At 65.8% G+C, this 17,147-nt stretch carries 19 protein-coding genes; 12 read left to right on the top strand and 7 right to left on the bottom strand.

All coding sequences use genetic code 11. The features are described 5' to 3' along the window. The first annotated feature begins 294 nt into the window (after positions 1–294). The 4 genes from LDO54_RS35140 to LDO54_RS35125 all read left to right on the top strand — a co-directional run bounded on the left by LDO54_RS35140 (position 295) and on the right by LDO54_RS35125 (position 4,324). Positions 295–1,509 carry a DUF2863 family protein gene (locus LDO54_RS35140; protein WP_224017093.1) on the top strand — a complete coding sequence of 405 codons (1,215 nt, stop codon included), beginning with the start codon at positions 295–297 and terminating at the stop codon, positions 1,507–1,509. Between the two features lie 206 nt (positions 1,510–1,715). Further along, on the top strand, positions 1,716–2,654 hold the full coding sequence (locus LDO54_RS35135) for a helix-turn-helix transcriptional regulator (RefSeq protein WP_224017091.1): 939 nt from the start codon (positions 1,716–1,718) through the stop codon (positions 2,652–2,654). A 10-nt stretch (positions 2,655–2,664) separates the two neighbouring features. Further along, positions 2,665–3,339: an energy-coupling factor ABC transporter permease gene (locus LDO54_RS35130; RefSeq protein ID WP_224017102.1), complete on the top strand. Its 675-nt coding sequence runs from the start codon at positions 2,665–2,667 to the stop codon at positions 3,337–3,339. 274 nt (positions 3,340–3,613) lie between these two features. Further along, positions 3,614–4,324, top strand: a complete 711-nt coding sequence (locus tag LDO54_RS35125; protein WP_224017089.1) for a BspC domain-containing protein — start codon at positions 3,614–3,616, stop codon at positions 4,322–4,324. Positions 4,325–4,413: 89 nt separating this feature from the next. Here the strand turns inward: LDO54_RS35125 and LDO54_RS35120 are convergent, their stop codons facing one another. Further along, a complete protein-coding gene (locus LDO54_RS35120) occupies positions 4,414–5,577 on the bottom strand; it encodes a M14 family metallopeptidase (protein ID WP_224017087.1) in 1,164 nt (387 codons plus the stop codon). A gap of 45 nt (positions 5,578–5,622) precedes the next feature. Continuing rightward, positions 5,623–6,420: a peroxide stress protein YaaA gene (yaaA, locus tag LDO54_RS35115; protein WP_224017086.1), complete on the bottom strand. Its 798-nt coding sequence runs from the start codon at positions 6,418–6,420 to the stop codon at positions 5,623–5,625. Between the two features lie 65 nt (positions 6,421–6,485). On the opposite strand from yaaA, the gene LDO54_RS35110 reads away from it, so the two are divergent. Both LDO54_RS35110 and LDO54_RS35105 read left to right on the top strand, forming a co-directional pair. Beyond that, on the top strand, positions 6,486–6,977 hold the full coding sequence (locus LDO54_RS35110) for a putative toxin-antitoxin system toxin component, PIN family (RefSeq protein WP_224017084.1): 492 nt from the start codon (positions 6,486–6,488) through the stop codon (positions 6,975–6,977). Between the two features lie 157 nt (positions 6,978–7,134). After that, complete coding sequence (locus LDO54_RS35105) at positions 7,135–8,328, top strand: pyridoxal phosphate-dependent aminotransferase (RefSeq protein ID WP_224017082.1); 1,194 nt, start codon at positions 7,135–7,137, stop codon at positions 8,326–8,328. Between the two features lie 118 nt (positions 8,329–8,446). On the opposite strand, the gene LDO54_RS35100 is transcribed toward LDO54_RS35105, so the two are convergent. Beyond that, positions 8,447–9,088, bottom strand: coding sequence for a glutathione S-transferase (locus tag LDO54_RS35100; protein ID WP_224017080.1), 642 nt, complete (start codon positions 9,086–9,088; stop codon positions 8,447–8,449). A 108-nt stretch (positions 9,089–9,196) separates the two neighbouring features. Here LDO54_RS35100 and LDO54_RS35095 point away from each other — a divergent pair, with 108 nt between their 5' ends. The 5 genes from LDO54_RS35095 to LDO54_RS35075 all read left to right on the top strand — a co-directional run bounded on the left by LDO54_RS35095 (position 9,197) and on the right by LDO54_RS35075 (position 13,353). Then, entirely contained in the window at positions 9,197–9,343 is a 147-nt protein-coding gene (locus LDO54_RS35095) for a hypothetical protein (protein ID WP_224017078.1), read from the top strand. After that, positions 9,340–10,131: an oxepin-CoA hydrolase, alternative type gene (locus LDO54_RS35090; protein WP_224017075.1), complete on the top strand. Its 792-nt coding sequence runs from the start codon at positions 9,340–9,342 to the stop codon at positions 10,129–10,131. Before LDO54_RS35095 ends, LDO54_RS35090 begins: the two co-directional genes overlap by 4 nt. Then, positions 10,128–10,847 (top strand): histidine phosphatase family protein, encoded by a 720-nt coding sequence (locus LDO54_RS35085; protein WP_224017072.1) that lies wholly within the window; start codon positions 10,128–10,130, stop codon positions 10,845–10,847. Before LDO54_RS35090 ends, LDO54_RS35085 begins: the two co-directional genes overlap by 4 nt. A gap of 39 nt (positions 10,848–10,886) precedes the next feature. After that, a complete protein-coding gene (locus tag LDO54_RS35080) occupies positions 10,887–12,002 on the top strand; it encodes a phosphotransferase (RefSeq protein ID WP_224017070.1) in 1,116 nt (371 codons plus the stop codon). Positions 12,003–12,093: 91 nt separating this feature from the next. Next, positions 12,094–13,353, top strand: coding sequence for an acyl-CoA dehydrogenase family protein (locus LDO54_RS35075; protein ID WP_224017068.1), 1,260 nt, complete (start codon positions 12,094–12,096; stop codon positions 13,351–13,353). A 74-nt stretch (positions 13,354–13,427) separates the two neighbouring features. Here the strand turns inward: LDO54_RS35075 and LDO54_RS35070 are convergent, their stop codons facing one another. Then, complete coding sequence (locus LDO54_RS35070) at positions 13,428–14,003, bottom strand: hypothetical protein (protein ID WP_224017065.1); 576 nt, start codon at positions 14,001–14,003, stop codon at positions 13,428–13,430. Between the two features lie 187 nt (positions 14,004–14,190). Between LDO54_RS35070 and LDO54_RS35065 the strand changes: the two genes are divergently transcribed. Further along, positions 14,191–14,907, top strand: a complete 717-nt coding sequence (locus LDO54_RS35065; RefSeq protein ID WP_224017063.1) for a glutathione binding-like protein — start codon at positions 14,191–14,193, stop codon at positions 14,905–14,907. A 108-nt stretch (positions 14,908–15,015) separates the two neighbouring features. Here the strand turns inward: LDO54_RS35065 and LDO54_RS35060 are convergent, their stop codons facing one another. The 3 genes from LDO54_RS35060 to LDO54_RS35050 are packed head-to-tail and all read right to left on the bottom strand — an operon-like array spanning position 15,016 to position 17,140. Beyond that, positions 15,016–15,486 (bottom strand): MaoC family dehydratase, encoded by a 471-nt coding sequence (locus LDO54_RS35060; RefSeq protein WP_205992829.1) that lies wholly within the window; start codon positions 15,484–15,486, stop codon positions 15,016–15,018. Continuing rightward, entirely contained in the window at positions 15,483–15,956 is a 474-nt protein-coding gene (locus LDO54_RS35055; protein WP_224017061.1) for a MaoC family dehydratase, read from the bottom strand. Before LDO54_RS35055 ends, LDO54_RS35060 begins: the two co-directional genes overlap by 4 nt. 47 nt (positions 15,957–16,003) lie before the next feature. Next, the gene (locus tag LDO54_RS35050; RefSeq protein ID WP_224017058.1) at positions 16,004–17,140 is read right to left on the bottom strand and encodes an acyl-CoA dehydrogenase family protein; all 1,137 of its coding nucleotides are present in this window, start codon (positions 17,138–17,140) and stop codon (positions 16,004–16,006) included. Positions 17,141–17,147 lie beyond the last annotated feature (7 nt).

The following is a 17,147-nucleotide window of genomic DNA, read 5'->3' as shown; positions in this document are numbered from 1 at the left end:
TTCGTCAACTTCTTTTTTTTACGTTGCCGTTTAAAAGCTGGTTGAAGAACCGACCCGCGGGTTTCTCGTCGCGGGCTTCGCGCTGCGCTGTCAGTGACAGTGAATTGCGAAGGAGGCGAATTCTAGTCACGCAGATGACATATTGCAAGCGCTTTCTGACACAAGCTCCTCGCTTCATGCAGCGCAGCAACGCCCGACACATCCGCCCTCCTCTCCTCAACCTGTAGGGCAAACCGATGGCCAGCGCGGAACAGACTAGAATATGGGGTTCTCTGCATCCCAACTCACAGATTTATGCGCTCGCGAATCGCCAAACGCCTACCTCCCGACGCCGACAAACTCGTCGGCCTGTCGCTCGCCCTGTTCGCCTCGGGCAGCCGCACCGAAGACCGCTTCTGGGAGGCCAAGCTCGACACGCTGCTAGCGAAGGTCGTGCGCAACGGCAATCAGACCACGCTCGACGCCGCGCTCGATCATCTGCAGCAGAACCACCCGGACGCCTACGGTGCGCTCGCCGATATGGCGGAAACCCATAGCGAGTCGTTCATCCTCGAACACGAGGGCGAGAAATACGAAGCGCTGCTGGTGGCCGCGCCCGTTCTCGCGTGGACGCGCTACGTGATTCCGTCCGGCCCGCTGAAGGCCGACGCTTCCGACGCCCTGCGCACGCATCTGCAAGCGCACGTGCTGGCGAGCGGCACGCACGTCGCGATGGCGCCCTATCTCTATAGCATCGACCAGCTGCCGCGCCATCACGTCGAAACGTGGCGCCTCGCGCAACAGCTCTCGCAATCGGCGCTGACGGGCAACGCCGCGAAGATCAGCGCGGGCGAACTGCCCGAGACATCGCCGATCCTCGCCGATCCGCGCTTCCTGCTCGCCGTGGTGGCTGCACCGCTCGGCGCGCCGCTGTTCCGCTGGCAGGAAGAGGAGCACGGTTCGCGCATCGAGCGCGCCCAGTGCCTCGAACAATGGGCGACGCAAGGCGGCGCCAATCTGGCCGTCGTCATGCCGGGCTGCGAGTTCGAGTGCCTGCTGCCGGACGCCTACTACTCGGCCTGCCGCGACGCCGACGAGCGCGTGCGCCCGCACACCATCCGCACTGCCGTGCGCTATCTGCTCGACACGATCGGCGCGACGGCGCAGGACCTGCGCGCCGTGGTCGCGGGCTTCGGCGAGCGCCGCATCGACGAATACCGCATCGGCTTCACCAAGCGCGGTAGCAACGACGTGCTGTACGGCGTCGTCTGGCCGCTCTACGGCCGCGAAAACGGCGACGCCGAGATCGACGAGGAGCCGTCGGAAGAAAGCGACGCCACCGGTCCGCTCGAAGAAATCGTGACGCTGCTCAAGGAATCGGGCATCACCGACATCCGCCGCCACGCAGGCCGTTTCGAGCCGGAATATTGCGATGATTGCGGCGTGCCGCTCTATGCGGATCCGCTCGGCGAGATCGTCCACGCCGAGATGCCGGAAGATGCTGAGCCCGTTCAGCCTCACTTCCACTAAGCAACGCGGCGTTTTCCTACCCGCCATCTCCCAAGTCCCGCCACTGTGCGGGACTTTTTTTTGCCCTACGTCCTACGCCATCTGGACAGGCCGTCAAAACGCAGCCGTTTTGTCATCATGGTGCGGTTGTTCCGGTTTCAAGCGACGTGTGCCGAACGCACGCGCACCACAACATTCCGAGAGGCAATACACGGGAGGGCAGTGTTATGCGGTTTGCTGTTTTCAATCCAGACGCCGAACGGCGCGAAGGGCTCAAGGCGCTGTTAAGACAAATCGACCGTCGCGCGCGCTTCAGCGACGCCCCGGACTGGCGTAGCGCCGAACGCGCGGCGCAGCGCTTCACGCCGAATCTGTTCGTCATCGACTGGCACGACGGCATCCGCGCCGGCGAGCTGCGTCACTTCGTCAATCGGCACCGCACGCTGCCCGTCGCCGTGCTCGTCGATCGCACCGAACCGCCGCACATGGTGCGCGCCCTGCTCTCCGAAGGCGCGCGCGGCATCATCCGCCGCACCACGGACTCGATCCTGATCGTCAAGCTGCTCGAACTGATCCTGCTCGGCGGCGATCATCTGCCCGCCGACGTCTTTGGTCCGATGTTCTGCCCGCCCGGCGCGTGGCCGGTTCCGCCGCGCCGCCATGCACGCGGCATGGCGCTGCCACACAAGCTGTCGCCGAAGGCGAGTCTTTCGCCGCGTCAGGAGCAGATCCTGCGTTGCGTGCACATGGGCAGCACGAACAAGATGATCGCGCGCGCACTCGGCATCAGCGAAGGCACGGTCAAGGTCCATCTGGCCAGCATCTTCCAGCAGCTCGGCGCGCCCAACCGGGCGGCGGCTGTGGCGATCTACAACGGCTTGCTGTCGAACCAGCTGCAGGTGCTGCGCACGCGTCGCGAGACTGCGCGCAAACCCGCACATGGCGAGCATGGCCCCACGCCGCTGCGGCCGCGCGAGGAGACGGCGTTCCGCTATCCGTTGCTGACAGACGACACCCGCGCGCCGCTAGCGATGGCCGCGGAGCCCACGCCGCCCTACGGCGGCGCGGCACCGGCGCCTTCCACCGCGTCCGGGACGACCGTCGTCGACGCCGAAGACAGCGAAGCGCCGCCAGGCTGCGTACACGTTTTGCCCTCCAACGAGTAATATGAAGCACATGGGGTTCCTCTATACGCCACTACCGTTGTGGGTCATCGTCGCTGCATGGGTTGCATCGGCGGGTCTGCTCGCGTTCGCGCTATGGAACAACCCGTTCAAGCGTCTGCAGGACGCGACGCTCCAGCACGTGTGGCTCGCCATCATCGTGGCCGTCTCCGTGCTGTGGGCGAGCAACGCGTGGCTCGAAGACGGCACCGTGATGCACCTGCTCGGCGCCACCCTCGTAGTCACGCTGTTCGACTGGGGGCTCGCGCTCATCGCCATGGCCGTGGTCGTCGCGCTCGCGGCGCTCGTGTTCGACTCGCCCTGGGACGGCGTCGCGCTCACCTTCCTCGTGTACGGTGCGTTTCCGGTCTGTCTGTCGGCGTTGCTCCAGCGCGCCTTCACTGCCTGGCTGCCGCGCAACCTCTTCATGTTCATCGTCGGCCAGGGTTTCGTCTCGCCCGCCATCGCGGTCTGCGCCGCGGCGTATCTCGCGCTCGGCACGCACATCGCGCTCAACAGCGGATCGATGCTTACTGTGCCGGCCGGCTATGCGTTCAGCGTGTTCCTGCTCGCTTCCGGCGAGGCCTGGTTCACCGGCATGGCCACGGCGCTGATCGCCGTCTATCGGCCCGCGTGGGTCACCACCTACGACGTACGCCGCTATCGCCTCGGCGGACCTCGCACCTGACGTCGCTACGCGACGCGCAACGCGTCGTCCCTGCGCGCCGCACGAAGCGTCGCATCCCTGACGGTTTCCTCAATTGCCACGCGCCACGCGTGCGCTAGAATGATTCGGCGTCTGCGGCCACGAGCCGCACACTGCGTCGCCGCCAGCCAAAACACGGCATCAACTGTCGATCCCACGAGGGCAACGCGCGAAATAATTGTTTCAGGATTGAACTCAACCACGCAGCGCAGCATCTTACGGTGCCAGACGTTCCACCCTCATCCAGAACAATCAGATGGACCGCAACATCGCTTTCCGCCAGTTGCTGCGTACTGGAGGCCGACTGGTCACCTGCGCCGCGAGCCTGATGCTCGTCTGCACGCTGCCCGCCGAGGCCGATCAGCTCGAGCAGCAATCCGATCTCGTCAACACCTACGTCACGCAGATGCATGCCGATCCGCTGGTCGCCAGTTGCGCCGCGCACGGCAACTTCATCGCGGGCACGTCGAGCGTGCTCGATCACGTCGAGTTTCCGCCCAGTTCCTTCGATAGCACGCACGCCACCGTCACGCCCTGGAACGACTCCTTCGACGAAGGCAAGCAGCGCGTGAAGGTCGATACCATCGTCACCGTCGACGGCATCGGCATTCCGCAGGACCGCAGCCATGCACCGTACGATCTCAAATTCCGCTGCGGCTATGTCGGCCAGCAGATCCTCGCCTTCAGCTGGAACGATCCCGAACCGCCGGCACGCGCGCACAGCGAACGCAGCGGCGCGTCGTCGGGCGCGGCGCATGTGAGCGGCAAGCACGGCGCGAAGTCGAAGAAGGCCACCGGCAAGAGCAAGGGCACGACGAAGAAGTCGACCAGCAAGTCGAGCCACAAGTCGTCGGCGACCACGTCGAAAAGCACCACGAAGTCCGCTTCGAAATCGACGACGAAATCCAGCGCGAAGGCTACGACGAAAAAGTCGACGACGACGAAGAAAAAGTCCACGGCACAGTAAGCGCGGCACAAGCAAAAGGGGGAAGCGGCTCACACCGCTTCCCCCTTTTTTCATCTCATCGCGATCGCGGCCAGGCCGCTAAGCGAGCATCACGCAAACGTCTCGACGTGATGCAGGATCGCCTGCAGCATCGCCGCGCCGAGCGACGCGCTGCGCTCGCCGTTCCAGCCCACGCGCTCGTCGGGCAGGTTCGCGTTGTCCTTGAACGGCATTTCAAGCGTGAGCGAGAGACAGCCGTAGCGATGGCCGATGTACTTCGACGCGAGCTTGAGCGCATCTTCGCGATAACGGCTCGCCTCGTAGCCGTGCTTGTCCTGGAAGTCGGGGCTCGCGATCTTGAAGGCGTCGATGAACGCCTTCTGTTCCACGCGCTGCTGCTCCGTGAAGCCCGGCAGCATTTCCGAGCCCGCGACAAACACATACGGCAGCGTCTCGTCGCCGTGAATGTCGAAGAACAGATCGCAGCCGGTCTGCTCGATCGCGTCGCGCACCACGAGCACTTCCGGGCTGCGCTGCGCGTCGGGCTCCATCCATTCGCGATTCAGGTTCGCGCCCACGGCGTTGGTGCGCAGGTTGCCGTGCACGCTGCCGTCCGGGTTCATGTTCGGCACGATGTGGAAGATCGCGCGGTCGAGCAGCTTGCGCGCGACCGGATCGCCCGACCAGTCGCCCCAGCCCGCCAGCCGCTTCACGAGGCCTTCGACGAACCATTCGGCCATCGACTCGCCCGGATGCTGGCGCGCGATGATCCACACAGTCTGCTTGGGCTTGCCCTCGGGCGTCGTGTCGCCGGGCATGCCGAGCGAGAGCAGCGACATCGGCCGGCCCTCGACGCTCTGGCCGAGTTCGCTCAGCGTGGCATGCGGCAACTGCTGCAGCGCGCCGAGGAATTCCGAGTGGCGCTCCTCGCCGTACGGCTCGAAGTACGCGTAGTAGATGCTGTCGAAATCGGGCGTGTGCTCGATGGTCAGCGCCTTGCCGTCATACGAGGTCGGCACGCGGAACCAGTTCACGCGGTCGTAGCTCGCGACGGCCTGGTAGTCGCGCCAACCTTCGGGAAACGCGCAGGCCGACGCGTTCTCGAAGGTCATCGTGCACGGCTCGCCGCGCGCGCCCGTCAGGCGGAAGTAGAACCACTGCGCGAATTCCGACTGATTGTCGGGCCGCACGCGCAGGCGGATATCGTCGGGCTGTTCGCACGACAGGACTTCGATCGCGCCCGCGTCGAACTGGCTGGAGATGGAAATCGTCATGGCAATGTCCTTGGCTGGATCGGTGCTCGCGCGCCGCTCAATCGGTCAATCGGCGATGCGCCGGCGGAATACGTAGGTCGAATCGTTCGATGCGCCCGCATCGAATGCATAGCCTTCGCTGTCGAAGGCCTTGAGCGCTTCGGGCTCGGCGATGCGGTTCTCGACCGCATAGCGCGCCATCAGGCCGCGCGCGCGCTTCGCGTGGAAGCTGATGATCTTGTAGCGGCCGCCCTTCCAGTCCTCGAACACCGGCGTGATCACGGGCGCGTCGAGCTTCTTCGGCTTCACGGCCTTGAAGTACTCGTTCGACGCACAATTCACCAGCACGCGCGCGCCGTGCTTCGAACGCTTCGCATGGTTGTGCTCGAACTGCGCGTTGAGCGCGTGCGTGATGCGCTCGCCCCAGAACGCGTAGAGATCCTTGCCGCGCGCGTTCTCGAAGCGCGTGCCCATCTCCAGACGATAGGGTTGCAGCAGGTCGAGCGGCCGCAGGAGGCCATAAAGACCCGAGAGCACGCGCACGTGGTTCTGCGCGTAGTCGAGATCGGCGTGCGAGAGCGATTTGGCGTCGAAGCCTTCGTAGACGTCGCCGTTGAACGCGAGCACGGCCTGCTTCGCATTGGTCTGGCTAAAGCGCGTGGACCAGTCGGCGTAGCGCTGGAAGTTCAGGCGCGCGAGCGGATCGGAAATGCTCATCAACGTGCCGATCTGCTGCGGCGACAGGCGGCGCAGGCCGTCGATCAGCTCGGCCGCGTCGTCGACGAAATCGGGGATGGTGTGGGTGTCGACGTGCGCCGGCGTGTCATAGTCGAGCGATTTGGCCGGCGACAGAACGATTATCATAGAGGCTTGCAGGGCACGCGGTGCCCATGTTCAAAGGCGAAAGCCCGATTGTAGCGAATTCACGAATGACCGGTTTTACGCCCCAGAATACCGACGCGCCCACGGTGGTGCTCGACTCCAATGTCTGGCTCGACATCCTCATCTTCGACGATCCCCACACGCGGCCGATACGCGCCGCACTCGAACGCGGCGCCCTCAAGGCGCTGATCGACGCGCGCTGCCACGGCGAACTCGCGTTCGTGCTCGATTATCCGCATCTGCAAGGGCGCGGCGTGGACAAGGCTGGCGCGCTGGCCGCGCTCGCCCCGCTCGTCTCGCTGATCGAGCCGCCCGAGCTGCCCGCCGACGCGCGTGCGCTGCCGCAATGCCGCGACCGCGACGACCAGAAGTTCCTCGAACTCGCGCGCGCGAGCGGCGCGGCGTGGCTGGTCTCGAAGGATCGCGCGGTGCTCAAGCTCGCGAAGCGCATCGCGCGCGACTTCGGCTTTCGGATCGCGACGCCCGACGTGTTCGTCGCCGAATGCGGGCTGGGCGGCGCGGCGGAAGCGGCGGCCTGAAGTCGTCGCGACCGCGGCAGCCCGACGCGAACTGCGGCGACTTGAGGCGATCCACGCCCCGGGCCACCGGAACCCCGCGCCCGAACCCGCGCACGCAGCCGCGCCGATTTCCCTACAATCAGGCTTTCCCGTTCCTCCGAATTCAGACGACCGCGCCATGAACGCACCGCATCCTTCGCAAGCTCCGTCGACGCAGAACCTGCTCACGCCCTCTTTTCCGTCGCGTCTGCCCGACGTCGGCACGACGATCTTCACGGTGATGAGCGCGCTGGCCGCCGAAAAGGGCGCGGTCAATCTCGGTCAGGGCTTTCCCGACTTCAACTGCGATGCGCGCATCGTCGACGCGGTCGCGCAGGCCATGCGCGACGGCCACAACCAGTATCCGCCGATGGCCGGCGTGGCCGCGCTGCGCGAGGCCATCGCGGACAAGATCGAGCAGGTCTATGGCCGCCGCTACGACGCCAACAGCGAAATCACGGTGACGGCGGGCGCCACCCAGGCGCTCCTCACGGCGATTCTCGCGACCGTGCATCCCGGCGACGAAGTGATCGTGGTCGAGCCGACCTACGACAGCTATCTGCCGTCGATCGAACTCGCGGGCGGCAAGCCCGTGTTCGTGACGCTCGAAGCGCCCGACTACGCGATTCCGTTCGACCGCCTCGCCGCCGCCATCACGCCGAAAACGCGCCTGATCCTCATCAACACGCCGCACAACCCGACCGGCACGGTCTGGCGCGCGGAAGACATGCGCCAGCTCGAAGAGATCGTGCGCGGCACCAACGTGCTGATCCTCTCCGACGAAGTCTACGAACACATGGTCTACGACGGCCAGCCGCACGAAAGCGTGGCGCGCTACCCGGAACTGGCCGCGCGCAGCTTTATCGTGTCGAGCTTCGGCAAGACGTTTCACGTGACGGGCTGGAAGGTGGGCTATGTGGCCGCGCCCGCGGCGCTCTCGGCGGAATTCCGCAAGGTGCATCAGTTCAACGTGTTCACGGTGAACACGCCGATGCAGGTCGGTCTCGCGCAGTATCTGCGCGATCCGCAGCCGTATCTGGACCTGCCCGCGTTCTATCAGAAGAAGCGCGACTTTTTCCGCGCGGGCCTCGCGAACTCGCGCTTCAAACTGCTGCCCTGCGAGGGCACGTATTTCCAGTGCGTCGACTATTCGGCGATCAGCGATCTGCCCGAAGCCGAGTTCTCGAAGTGGCTCACGACGGAGATCGGCGTGGCGGCGATTCCGGTGTCGGCGTTCTATCACGAGTCGCACGAATCGGGCGTCGTGCGCTTCTGCTTCGCCAAGCAGGAAAGCACGCTCGCGAGCGCGCTCGAACGGCTCGCGCGGCTCTGAGCGCGTAGCGCCACGCGACGCCATTTCACGCCGCGTCCGCGCGATGATCTGCGTGTCAACGGCGCGAACCGCCTCACGGCGCGCCCGATCATCGCGCCGCGCGGCGCGCCGTTTCCCTTTACGCGTTCGCTTCGATATACGCCTTGCGGTCGGCGCCCACGCGCTGCGCGGCCGGGCGCTCGCCCACCCGCTTGATGTACGCCTTCCAGTCCACGCCGGCCTCGGCGAGGAAGTCGCGGCCGTAGATCTTCTGCGTCGTCATCGCGACGAGCGGCAGGCTCACGAACGCCGCCATATCCGCCACGCCGAACTGCGCGCCGCCCACATAAGGCGCGAACTTCGCGATCCGCTTGAAGCTCGCGATATAGCGGTTCAGGCGCTTTTCCACCGTCGCCTTCACCTCTTCGCTGGCCTTGCCGCCGAAGAACGCCTCGCCGTACAGATCGCGCGCGACCAGCTCCAGATGCGTTTCGATGAAGGTGATCAGCTCGCGCTCCTTGGCGGCCTGCCAGGGATCGGCGGCGAAGATCGGCTTCTCGGGAAAACGCGCCGCCAGATATTCGACGATCACGGCCGACTCGCACAGAAAGCCCTGCTCCGTCTCGATGTACGGCACCTTGCCGGCCGGCGATTCGGCGAGCTGCGCCTCGGCGAGCGGCAGCTTCGTCACCACTTCCTCGAACGGAATGCCATGTTCGAGCAGCACGAACTTCACCTTGTTGTAGTAGTTCGACAGCGCAAAACCATGCAGCTTGATCATCCTTGTCTCCTCCCGGGGGGCGAGATCCGGCAAAACGAGATTGCCGAACCGTTTTCATAGAAATGTACGACCGTGCTATTCTAGGCCAATCATGGAGCCAGGCTTCCAATGACTTTCCATCATTTCAATATTGAGACACTCGGCGACGATGCGATTGCGTATCCCGCCGACACCTTCGCGAAACTCGCCGTAAAAGGCAAGTCCGGCAAGCGCCTGCGCGCCGCCCCCATCGCACCGAACGAGGCCCAGTCATGAGCGCCGAACTCCTCAGTACCCGCCCGCACGGCCATGATTCGACGCTCGTGCTCACGCTCTCGAATCCCGGCGCGCGCAACGCGCTGCATCCCGACATGTACGCCGCCGCGATCGAGGCCTTCGACGCCGCCGAGCGCGATGCGTCGCTGCGCGCGATCGTGCTCACGGGCGCCGACAACTTCTTCTGCGCGGGCGGCAACCTGAACCGCCTGCTCGAAAACCGCGCGAAAGATCCGTCCGTGCAGGCCGCCAGCATCGACATGCTCGCGCAATGGGTCACGGCCATGCGCCAGTGCAGCAAGCCCGTGATCGCCGCCGTGGAGGGCGCGGCCGCGGGCGCGGGCTTCTCGCTCGCGCTGGCCGCCGACCTGCTCGTGGCCGCCGAGGACGCGAAGTTCGTGATGGCCTACGCGCGCGTCGGCCTCACGCCCGACGGCGGCGGCTCGTGGTCCCTCGCCCAGTCGCTGCCGCGCGCGCTGGCGTTCGAGCTGATGGCGGAAGGCAAGCCGATCGCCGCGCCGCGCCTCGCCGAACTGGGCGTCGTCAACCGCCTCGCCAAACCGCAGGGCGCGCTCGACGCCGCGCTTGCGTGGGCCGACGAACTCGCGAAGATCGCGCCGAACTCGGTCTCGCGCATCAAGGGCCTGACGAACGCCGCCGTCACGCACACGCTCGACGAGCAGCTCGCCGCCGAACGCGACAATTTCGTCGCCTCGCTGCATCACAGCGACGGCCTCGAAGGCATCACCGCGTTCCTCGAAAAACGTTCCCCGGTCTACAAGCGATGAGCGACTTCCAGCTGCCACAGCGCCGCCGTGTGTATCTGATGCGGCATGGCGACGTCACCTATTTCGACGATTCGGGCCGCGCCATCGACCCGGACACCGTGCCGCTCAACGAGAACGGCCGCGCGCAGGCCAGCGCCGCGGGCGCGGCGTTCGCGCAGCAAGGCGTGCGTTTCGACCGCGTGATCGTGAGCGGCTTGCGGCGCACCGTCGAAACCGCGCGCCACGTGCTCGACGCGACCGGCCAGGCTATCGCGCTCGAAGAAGAGCCCGCGTGGCAGGAGATTCGCGGCGGCCGTCTCGCCGACATCCCGCCCGCGGATATCGAGAACGCGTTCCTGCGCGCCTTCGACGGCGTCGTGCCCGAGGAAACGCGCTTTCTCGGCGGCGAGAGCATCGGCGAATTGCTCGATCGCGTGCTGCCCGCCGTGGCCGAACTGCGCGCCGATCCCACCTGGGACACCGCGCTGCTCGTCCTGCACGGCGGCGTGAACCGCGCGATTCTCTCGCACGCGATCACGGCCGGCGGGCGCATGTTTTTCGGCCATCTCGCGCAGACCACGGGCTGCATCAACGTGCTCGACGTGGGCGCGAAACCGCACGACTGGGTCGTGCGCGCGCTCAACCACGCGCCGCCCTCGCCTTTGCATCGCGACACCCGCAACACCACGATGGAGATGCTGTACGCGCAATATCTGCGCTATCGCCCGCAGCGCTAGCGCGTTGCACCGACGGCTTACACAAGAACGGAGACAAACATGGCGCAAGCCAACCCGGATGGAGACAAGAACGCCGCCGACAAGTCCACCGACTTCTCGGCGTTCGAAGGCACGCGGCCCGTGGCCGATCGTCAACGCTTCGACGTCGAGGCCTTGAGCGCCTGGCTCGCGGCGCACGTCGCGGGCTTCGCGGGGCCGCTCACGGTCGAGCAGTTCGCCGGCGGTCAGTCGAATCCCACCTTCAAGCTCGTCACGCCCACGCGCAGCTACGTGATGCGCGCGAAGCCGGGGCCGAAGGCGAAGCTGCTGCCCTCGGCGCACGCCATCGAGCGCGAATATCGCGTGATGGACGCGCTCGGCGCCACCGACGTGCCGGTCGCGAAGATGCTCGCGCTCTGCGAGGACGAAGCCGTGATCGGCCGCGCGTTCTATGTGATGGAGTTCGTCGAGGGCCGCGTGCTGTGGAATCAGGCGCTGCCCGGCATGACGCGCGAGGAGCGCGGCGCGATCTACGACGAGATGAACCGCGTGATCGCCGCGCTCCACAACGTGAAGCCCGACGCCATCGGTCTCGCCGATTACGGCAAGCCCGGCAATTACTTCGCACGCCAGATCGATCGCTGGAGCCGCCAGTATCAGGCCTCGGAAACCGAATCGATCGACGCGATGAATCGCCTGATCGAGTGGCTGCCGCAGCATATGCCCGACGATCAGGGCTCGCGCGTCTCGGTCGTGCACGGCGACTTCCGCCTCGACAACCTCATCTTCCACCCGACCGAACCGCGCGTGCTCGCCGTGCTCGACTGGGAACTCTCGACGCTCGGCGATCCGCTCGCCGACTTCTCGTATCACTGCATGGCGTGGCACGTCGAGCCGGGCCAGTTCCGCGGCATCGGCGGACTCGACTGGCAGGCGCTCGGCATTCCCGACGAGCAGCACTACGTGCAGCGCTATTGCGAGCGCACCGGCCTCGAAATCCGCGGCGACTGGAACTTCTATCTCGCCTACAACATGTTCCGCATCGCGGCCATCCTGCAAGGGATCATGAAGCGCGTGGTCGACGGCACCGCCGCCAGCGCCCAGGCCGCCGACGCCGGACGCCGCGCACGGCCGATGGCCGAACTCGCGTGGCACTACGCACAAAAGGTGCGCTAGCCGCGCGCCGGATTTCCTGACTCATCGATCGGCAAACCCATCGCACGCGAAACGCATTCGGTGCGCTTCCGTGCTCTTTAGCGAGGTCCAGATGAATTTCGATTACACCCCGAAAGTGCAGGCGCTGCGCGAGAAGCTGCTCGCGTTCTTCGACGAACACATCTATCCGAACGAGTCCGTCTATCACGAGGAAGTCGAGCGCAACCGCGCCGCCGGCAACGCGTGGGTGCCCACCGAAATCGTCGAGAAGCTCAAGATCAAGGCGCGCGAAGCCGGACTGTGGAATCTGTTCCTGCCCGAATCGCATCGCGGCGCGGGCCTGACGAACCTCGAATACGCGCCGCTGTGCGAGATCATGGGCCGCGTGATCTGGGCGCCCGAAGTGTTCAATTGCAGCGCGCCCGACACCGGCAATATGGAAACCATCGAGCGCTACGGCACCGAGGAGCACAAGCGCCAGTGGCTCGATCCGCTGCTGCAAGGGCAGATTCGTTCGGCTTTCCTGATGACCGAGCCGGAAGTCGCCTCGTCGGATGCGACCAACATCCAGACGCGCATCGAGCGTGACGGCGACGACTACGTGATCAACGGCACGAAGTGGTGGTCGTCGGGCGCCGGCGATCCGCGCTGCGCGGTCTATATCGTGATGGGCAAGACCGATCCCGACGGCCCGCGTCACGCGCAGCAGTCGATGGTCCTCGTGCCGTCCGACGCGGCGGGCATCACGGTCAAGCGCCCGCTCACGGTGTTCGGCTACGACGACGCGCCGCACGGCCACATGGAAATCAAGCTGGAGAACGTGCGCGTACCGGCGTCGAACATCCTGCTCGGCGAGGGACGCGGATTCGAGATCGCGCAAGGCCGCCTCGGACCGGGCCGCATCCACCACTGCATGCGGCTGATCGGGCTTGCGGAACGCGCGATCGAATTCATGGCGAAGCGCGCGCTTTCGCGTGTCGCGTTCGGCAAGACCATTGCGCAGCAGACGGTCACGCAGGAACGCATCGCCGAAGCGCGCTGCATGATCGAACAGGCCCGCCTGCTCACGCTCAAGACCGCGTACATGATGGACACGGTCGGCAACAAGGGCGCGCGCGGCGAGATCGCGATGATCAAGGTGGTCGCGCCGAGCATGGCCTGCCAGGTGATCGACTGGGCGATCCAGGTGCACGGCGGCGGCGGCGTGAGCGGCGACTTCCCGCTCGCTTACGCGTATGCGCAGGCGCGCACGCTGCGTTTCGCGGACGGCCCGGACGAGGTGCACCGCAACGCCATCGCCAAGCTCGAATTCGCGCGCCACATGGAGCCGGGCGCGGCTTCGCGCGTGGAGATGCCGGTTACGCGCTCGTAAGTCCGGCGCTCACGGGCATCATCGGCGCGGCATCGGGCAGATCGCAAAATCCGCTCGATGCGCGCGCAATTCATTCAGCCTGCGCCCGCGCGCCCGGTCGCGAGCGTTCTGGCCACCGACGCCAGCGTTCTGCGCCGGATCCAGCCGCTGGCCGCGCGGATCGCCAGCCAGTACGGCGTCATCAACGCCTGGGTGGACCACGACGGGCAATAGACGAACGTCTCCGTCACGAGCCGCGACGCCTGCGCGCCCGCCTCGTCCACGCGATAACGCAGCACCAGCTTCGCGATATCGGTGCGTGCGAGCGCAAGGAAAGCGTCGGCGTCCGCCACCTCGACGAGCCCGAAATCCGGCCGCCAGAAGCGCCCCGCCAATCCGAACGATAACTCGCGTTCGCTGCGCTCGAGCGGCGTGAACGTGCTCAAGCCGAACGGCGCGCGCGCCTCGCCGCCATGCAGGCGCTGCATCAGCCGCGTTGGCGCCTCGCGCACGCGCATCAGCGTATCGATCACCTTGTCGTCGCGCATGTCGAGCGCCACGAGCGCATCGAGAATGCGCGCGGGCGACGTTTCGCCGAGCGTCGTGGCGTGTCGCTCGCAGAACGTATGGCTCGGCAAAAAGCGCGTGTATGCGGCGGCGGATGGAGTCATCGGAGACGTGTGCGAATCGCGGAAGCTGGACACAGCGTTCCATGATGCCACCGACGCGCACCGCAACGATCCCACGCTGACATTGAGGTCACTCGGCGGCCTTCTGCGCGGCGCGCCGAACTATGCTAATTTCCGCCAGTTCAGGCGCCGACGCCCATGCCGTGGCGCCCCGTCCCAAGGAGCCACGATGATCGACGTCTATAGCTGGGCCACGCCCAACGGCCACAAAGTCCACATCATGCTCGAGGAAACCGGCCTCGAGTACCGCGCGCATCCGATCGATATCGGTGCGGGCGATCAGTTCAAGCCCGAGTTTCTCGAGATCAGCCCGAACAACAAGATTCCGGCGATCGTCGATTCCGAAGGTCCGGCGCGCGCCGACGGCAAGCCGTTCTCGCTGTTCGAATCGGGCGCGATCCTGATCTATCTGGCCGCGAAAACCGGCAAGTTCATGCCCGACGATCTCGCCGCGCGCTACGACGTGCTGCAGTGGGTGATGTTCCAGATGGGCGGCCTCGGCCCGATGCTCGGCCAGGCGCACCACTTCCGCATCTATGCGCCCGAGAAGATCGAGTACGCGGTGAACCGCTACACGAACGAAGCGAAGCGCCTCTACAACGTGATGGAAACGCAGCTCGAAAAGAGCGAATATCTGGCCGGCAACGAGTACACGATCGCCGATATCGCCGCGTTCCCGTGGACGCGTTCGTGGCAGAACCAGGGCATCGATCTCGACGCGCTGCCGAACGTGAAGCGCTGGCACGAAACCATCGCCGCACGCCCCGCCGTCAAGCGCGGCGTGGAAGTGCTCGCGAACGCGCGCAAGCCGCTGATGGACGACAAGGCGAAGGAAATGCTGTTCGGCGCGACGCAGTACGCGAAGCACAGCGCTAAAGCGGCCTGATTTACGGCTCTATTTGCGGCACGCTTCAAAAGAAAAGCGGCGTCCGGTGTGAACCGGACGCCGCTTTTTACATGCTTAAAGCGGGCCACGCACGGCGGCCCGCACGCATCAGAAGTAATGCCGCGTGATGAATTCGGCCACGCACGCGGGGCGCTCGCTGCCCTCGCATTCGATCGTCACGTCCCACACGACCTGCGCGCCGCCGCGCTCGATCTCGCTCACTTCCTTCACGCCGAAACGCCCGCGCACGCGCGCGTCGACCGGCACCGGCGACGTGAAGCGCACACGGTTCATCCCATAGTTCACGCCCATGCGCTGACGCAGCGAAATCGTCGATTCCAGCAGCACCGGCACGAGCGACAGCGTGAGAAAGCCATGCGCGATCGGCCCGCCAAACGGCGACTCGCGGCGCGCGCGCTCGGCGTCGAGGTGAATCCACTGATGATCGCCGGTGGCATCGGCGAAACCCTGCACGCTCGCCGCGCTCACCGTGCGCCAGCCGCTCACGAACGGTTCGGCGCCCACGCGTGCGCGCAAGGCGTCGAGGTCGGCGATTTCGATCACGGATGCTTCGCTCATTTCGCCTCTCCTGGATGGCGCACGCCGGGATGGCGCAGACCGAACAGCGCCTTGGAACTGACCGTCACGACAAGCTCGCCGTGCTGATTGCGCCCTTCCCAGCGCGTTTCGACGATGCCGCGATCGGGCTTGCTCTCCGACACGCGCTTGCTCACGATGCTGTTGACCATCGTGAGCGTGTCGCCGACGCGCACCGGCTTGATCCAGCGAATCTCGTCGATGCCCGGCGACCCCATCGACGTCGAGCCTTCGAGGAAGTTGCGCACGAGCATGCCCATCATGATCGAGCAGGTGTGCCAGCCGCTCGCGACGAGACCGCGGAACATCGACGCCTCGCCGCCCGCCTCGCTCACATGGAACGGCTGCGGATCGTATTGCTGCGCGAACTGCACGATCTCGTCGCGCCCGAACGTGTGCGAGCCGACTTCATACGACTTGCCCACTTCGAGATCTTCGTAACTCACGCCCATCGGTGACTCTCCGTTTCGCTTTTTTTTGCGCCGTTTCGTCTCGCCGCTCAGGCGGCCGCTTGCGCGAACCCCGGCAGCGAGGCGAAGCGTTCGAGGTGGTAATCGACGTCGCCGAGCGTGGTTTCGATGATCGCGAGACGCTTGAAGAGATGCGCCGCCACGACTTCGTTGGTCACGCCCATGCCGCCATGCAATTGCACCGCCTGCTGGCCGACGTAGCGCGCCGCCTGGCCCACACGCGCCTTCGCCGCCGAAATCGCGCGACGGCGCTCGTCGGCGGACGCACTACTGTAACGCGCGGCCGCGAGGTACGTGAGCGAGCGCGCCTGCTCGCCGTGGATCAGCATCTCGGCCATGCGGTGCTGGAGCGCCTGGAAGCGCGCGATCGGCACACCGAATTGCTGACGCGTTTTCGTGTATTCGACGGTCGCGTGATTGAGCGCGTCGATCGCGCCGACCGCTTCCGCGCACAGCAGGAAAGTGGCGTAATCGGCGATCCGCTCCCACGTGGCCGCGCCCGTTTTCGCGTCGCCGAGACGGCGGGCCTGCGCGGCGTCGAACTGGATCGTGGCGGCGCGCTGGCCGTCGATCGTCCGGTAGTCGCTGACCGTCACGCCCTTCGCGTCGCGCGCGACGACGAACAGCGCCACCTCGCCCGCGAGGCGCGCCGGCACGATCCAGAAGTCGGCCTGCGCGCCGTGCTGCACGACCGACTTCGCGCCGCTGAGCGCGAAACCGTCGCCGGTTTCCTTCGCCGTGGTGGCGAGCGAGAACAGGTCGTAGCGCGACTCGGGTTCGTGGAACGCGGGCGCGAGCTTGACCTCGCCGGTCGCCACGCGTTCGAGCAATTGCGCGTTTTCAGCGTTTTCAGCGTTATCCGTTCCGGCGAGCTTGAGCGCCTCGATGCCCACGGCGCTCGCCCAATACGGCTCGATCACGAGCGCGCGCCCCAGTTCCTGCATGACCACGAGCATGTCGAACGGCGTGCCGTCGAAACCGCCCTGCGCTTCCGGCACCGGCAGCGCCGTGAGCCCAAGCTCGACGAACGCGTTCCAATGATCGGCCGAGACGCCTGCGGGCGTCTTCACGATCGCCTGGCGCGCTTCGAAGCCATAGTTTTTGTCGAGATAGCGACGCAGCGCGTCGGCGAGTTGCTGTTGCTCTTCGGTGAAATTGAAGTCCATTGCGCCG

It is taken from the genome of Paraburkholderia tropica (genome assembly GCF_914484835.1).
Lineage (GTDB): Bacteria > Pseudomonadota > Gammaproteobacteria > Burkholderiales > Burkholderiaceae > Paraburkholderia > Paraburkholderia tropica_A.
Note: the sequence above shows the minus strand (reverse complement) of the source record. Positions and strands in the feature narration are given on the sequence as shown.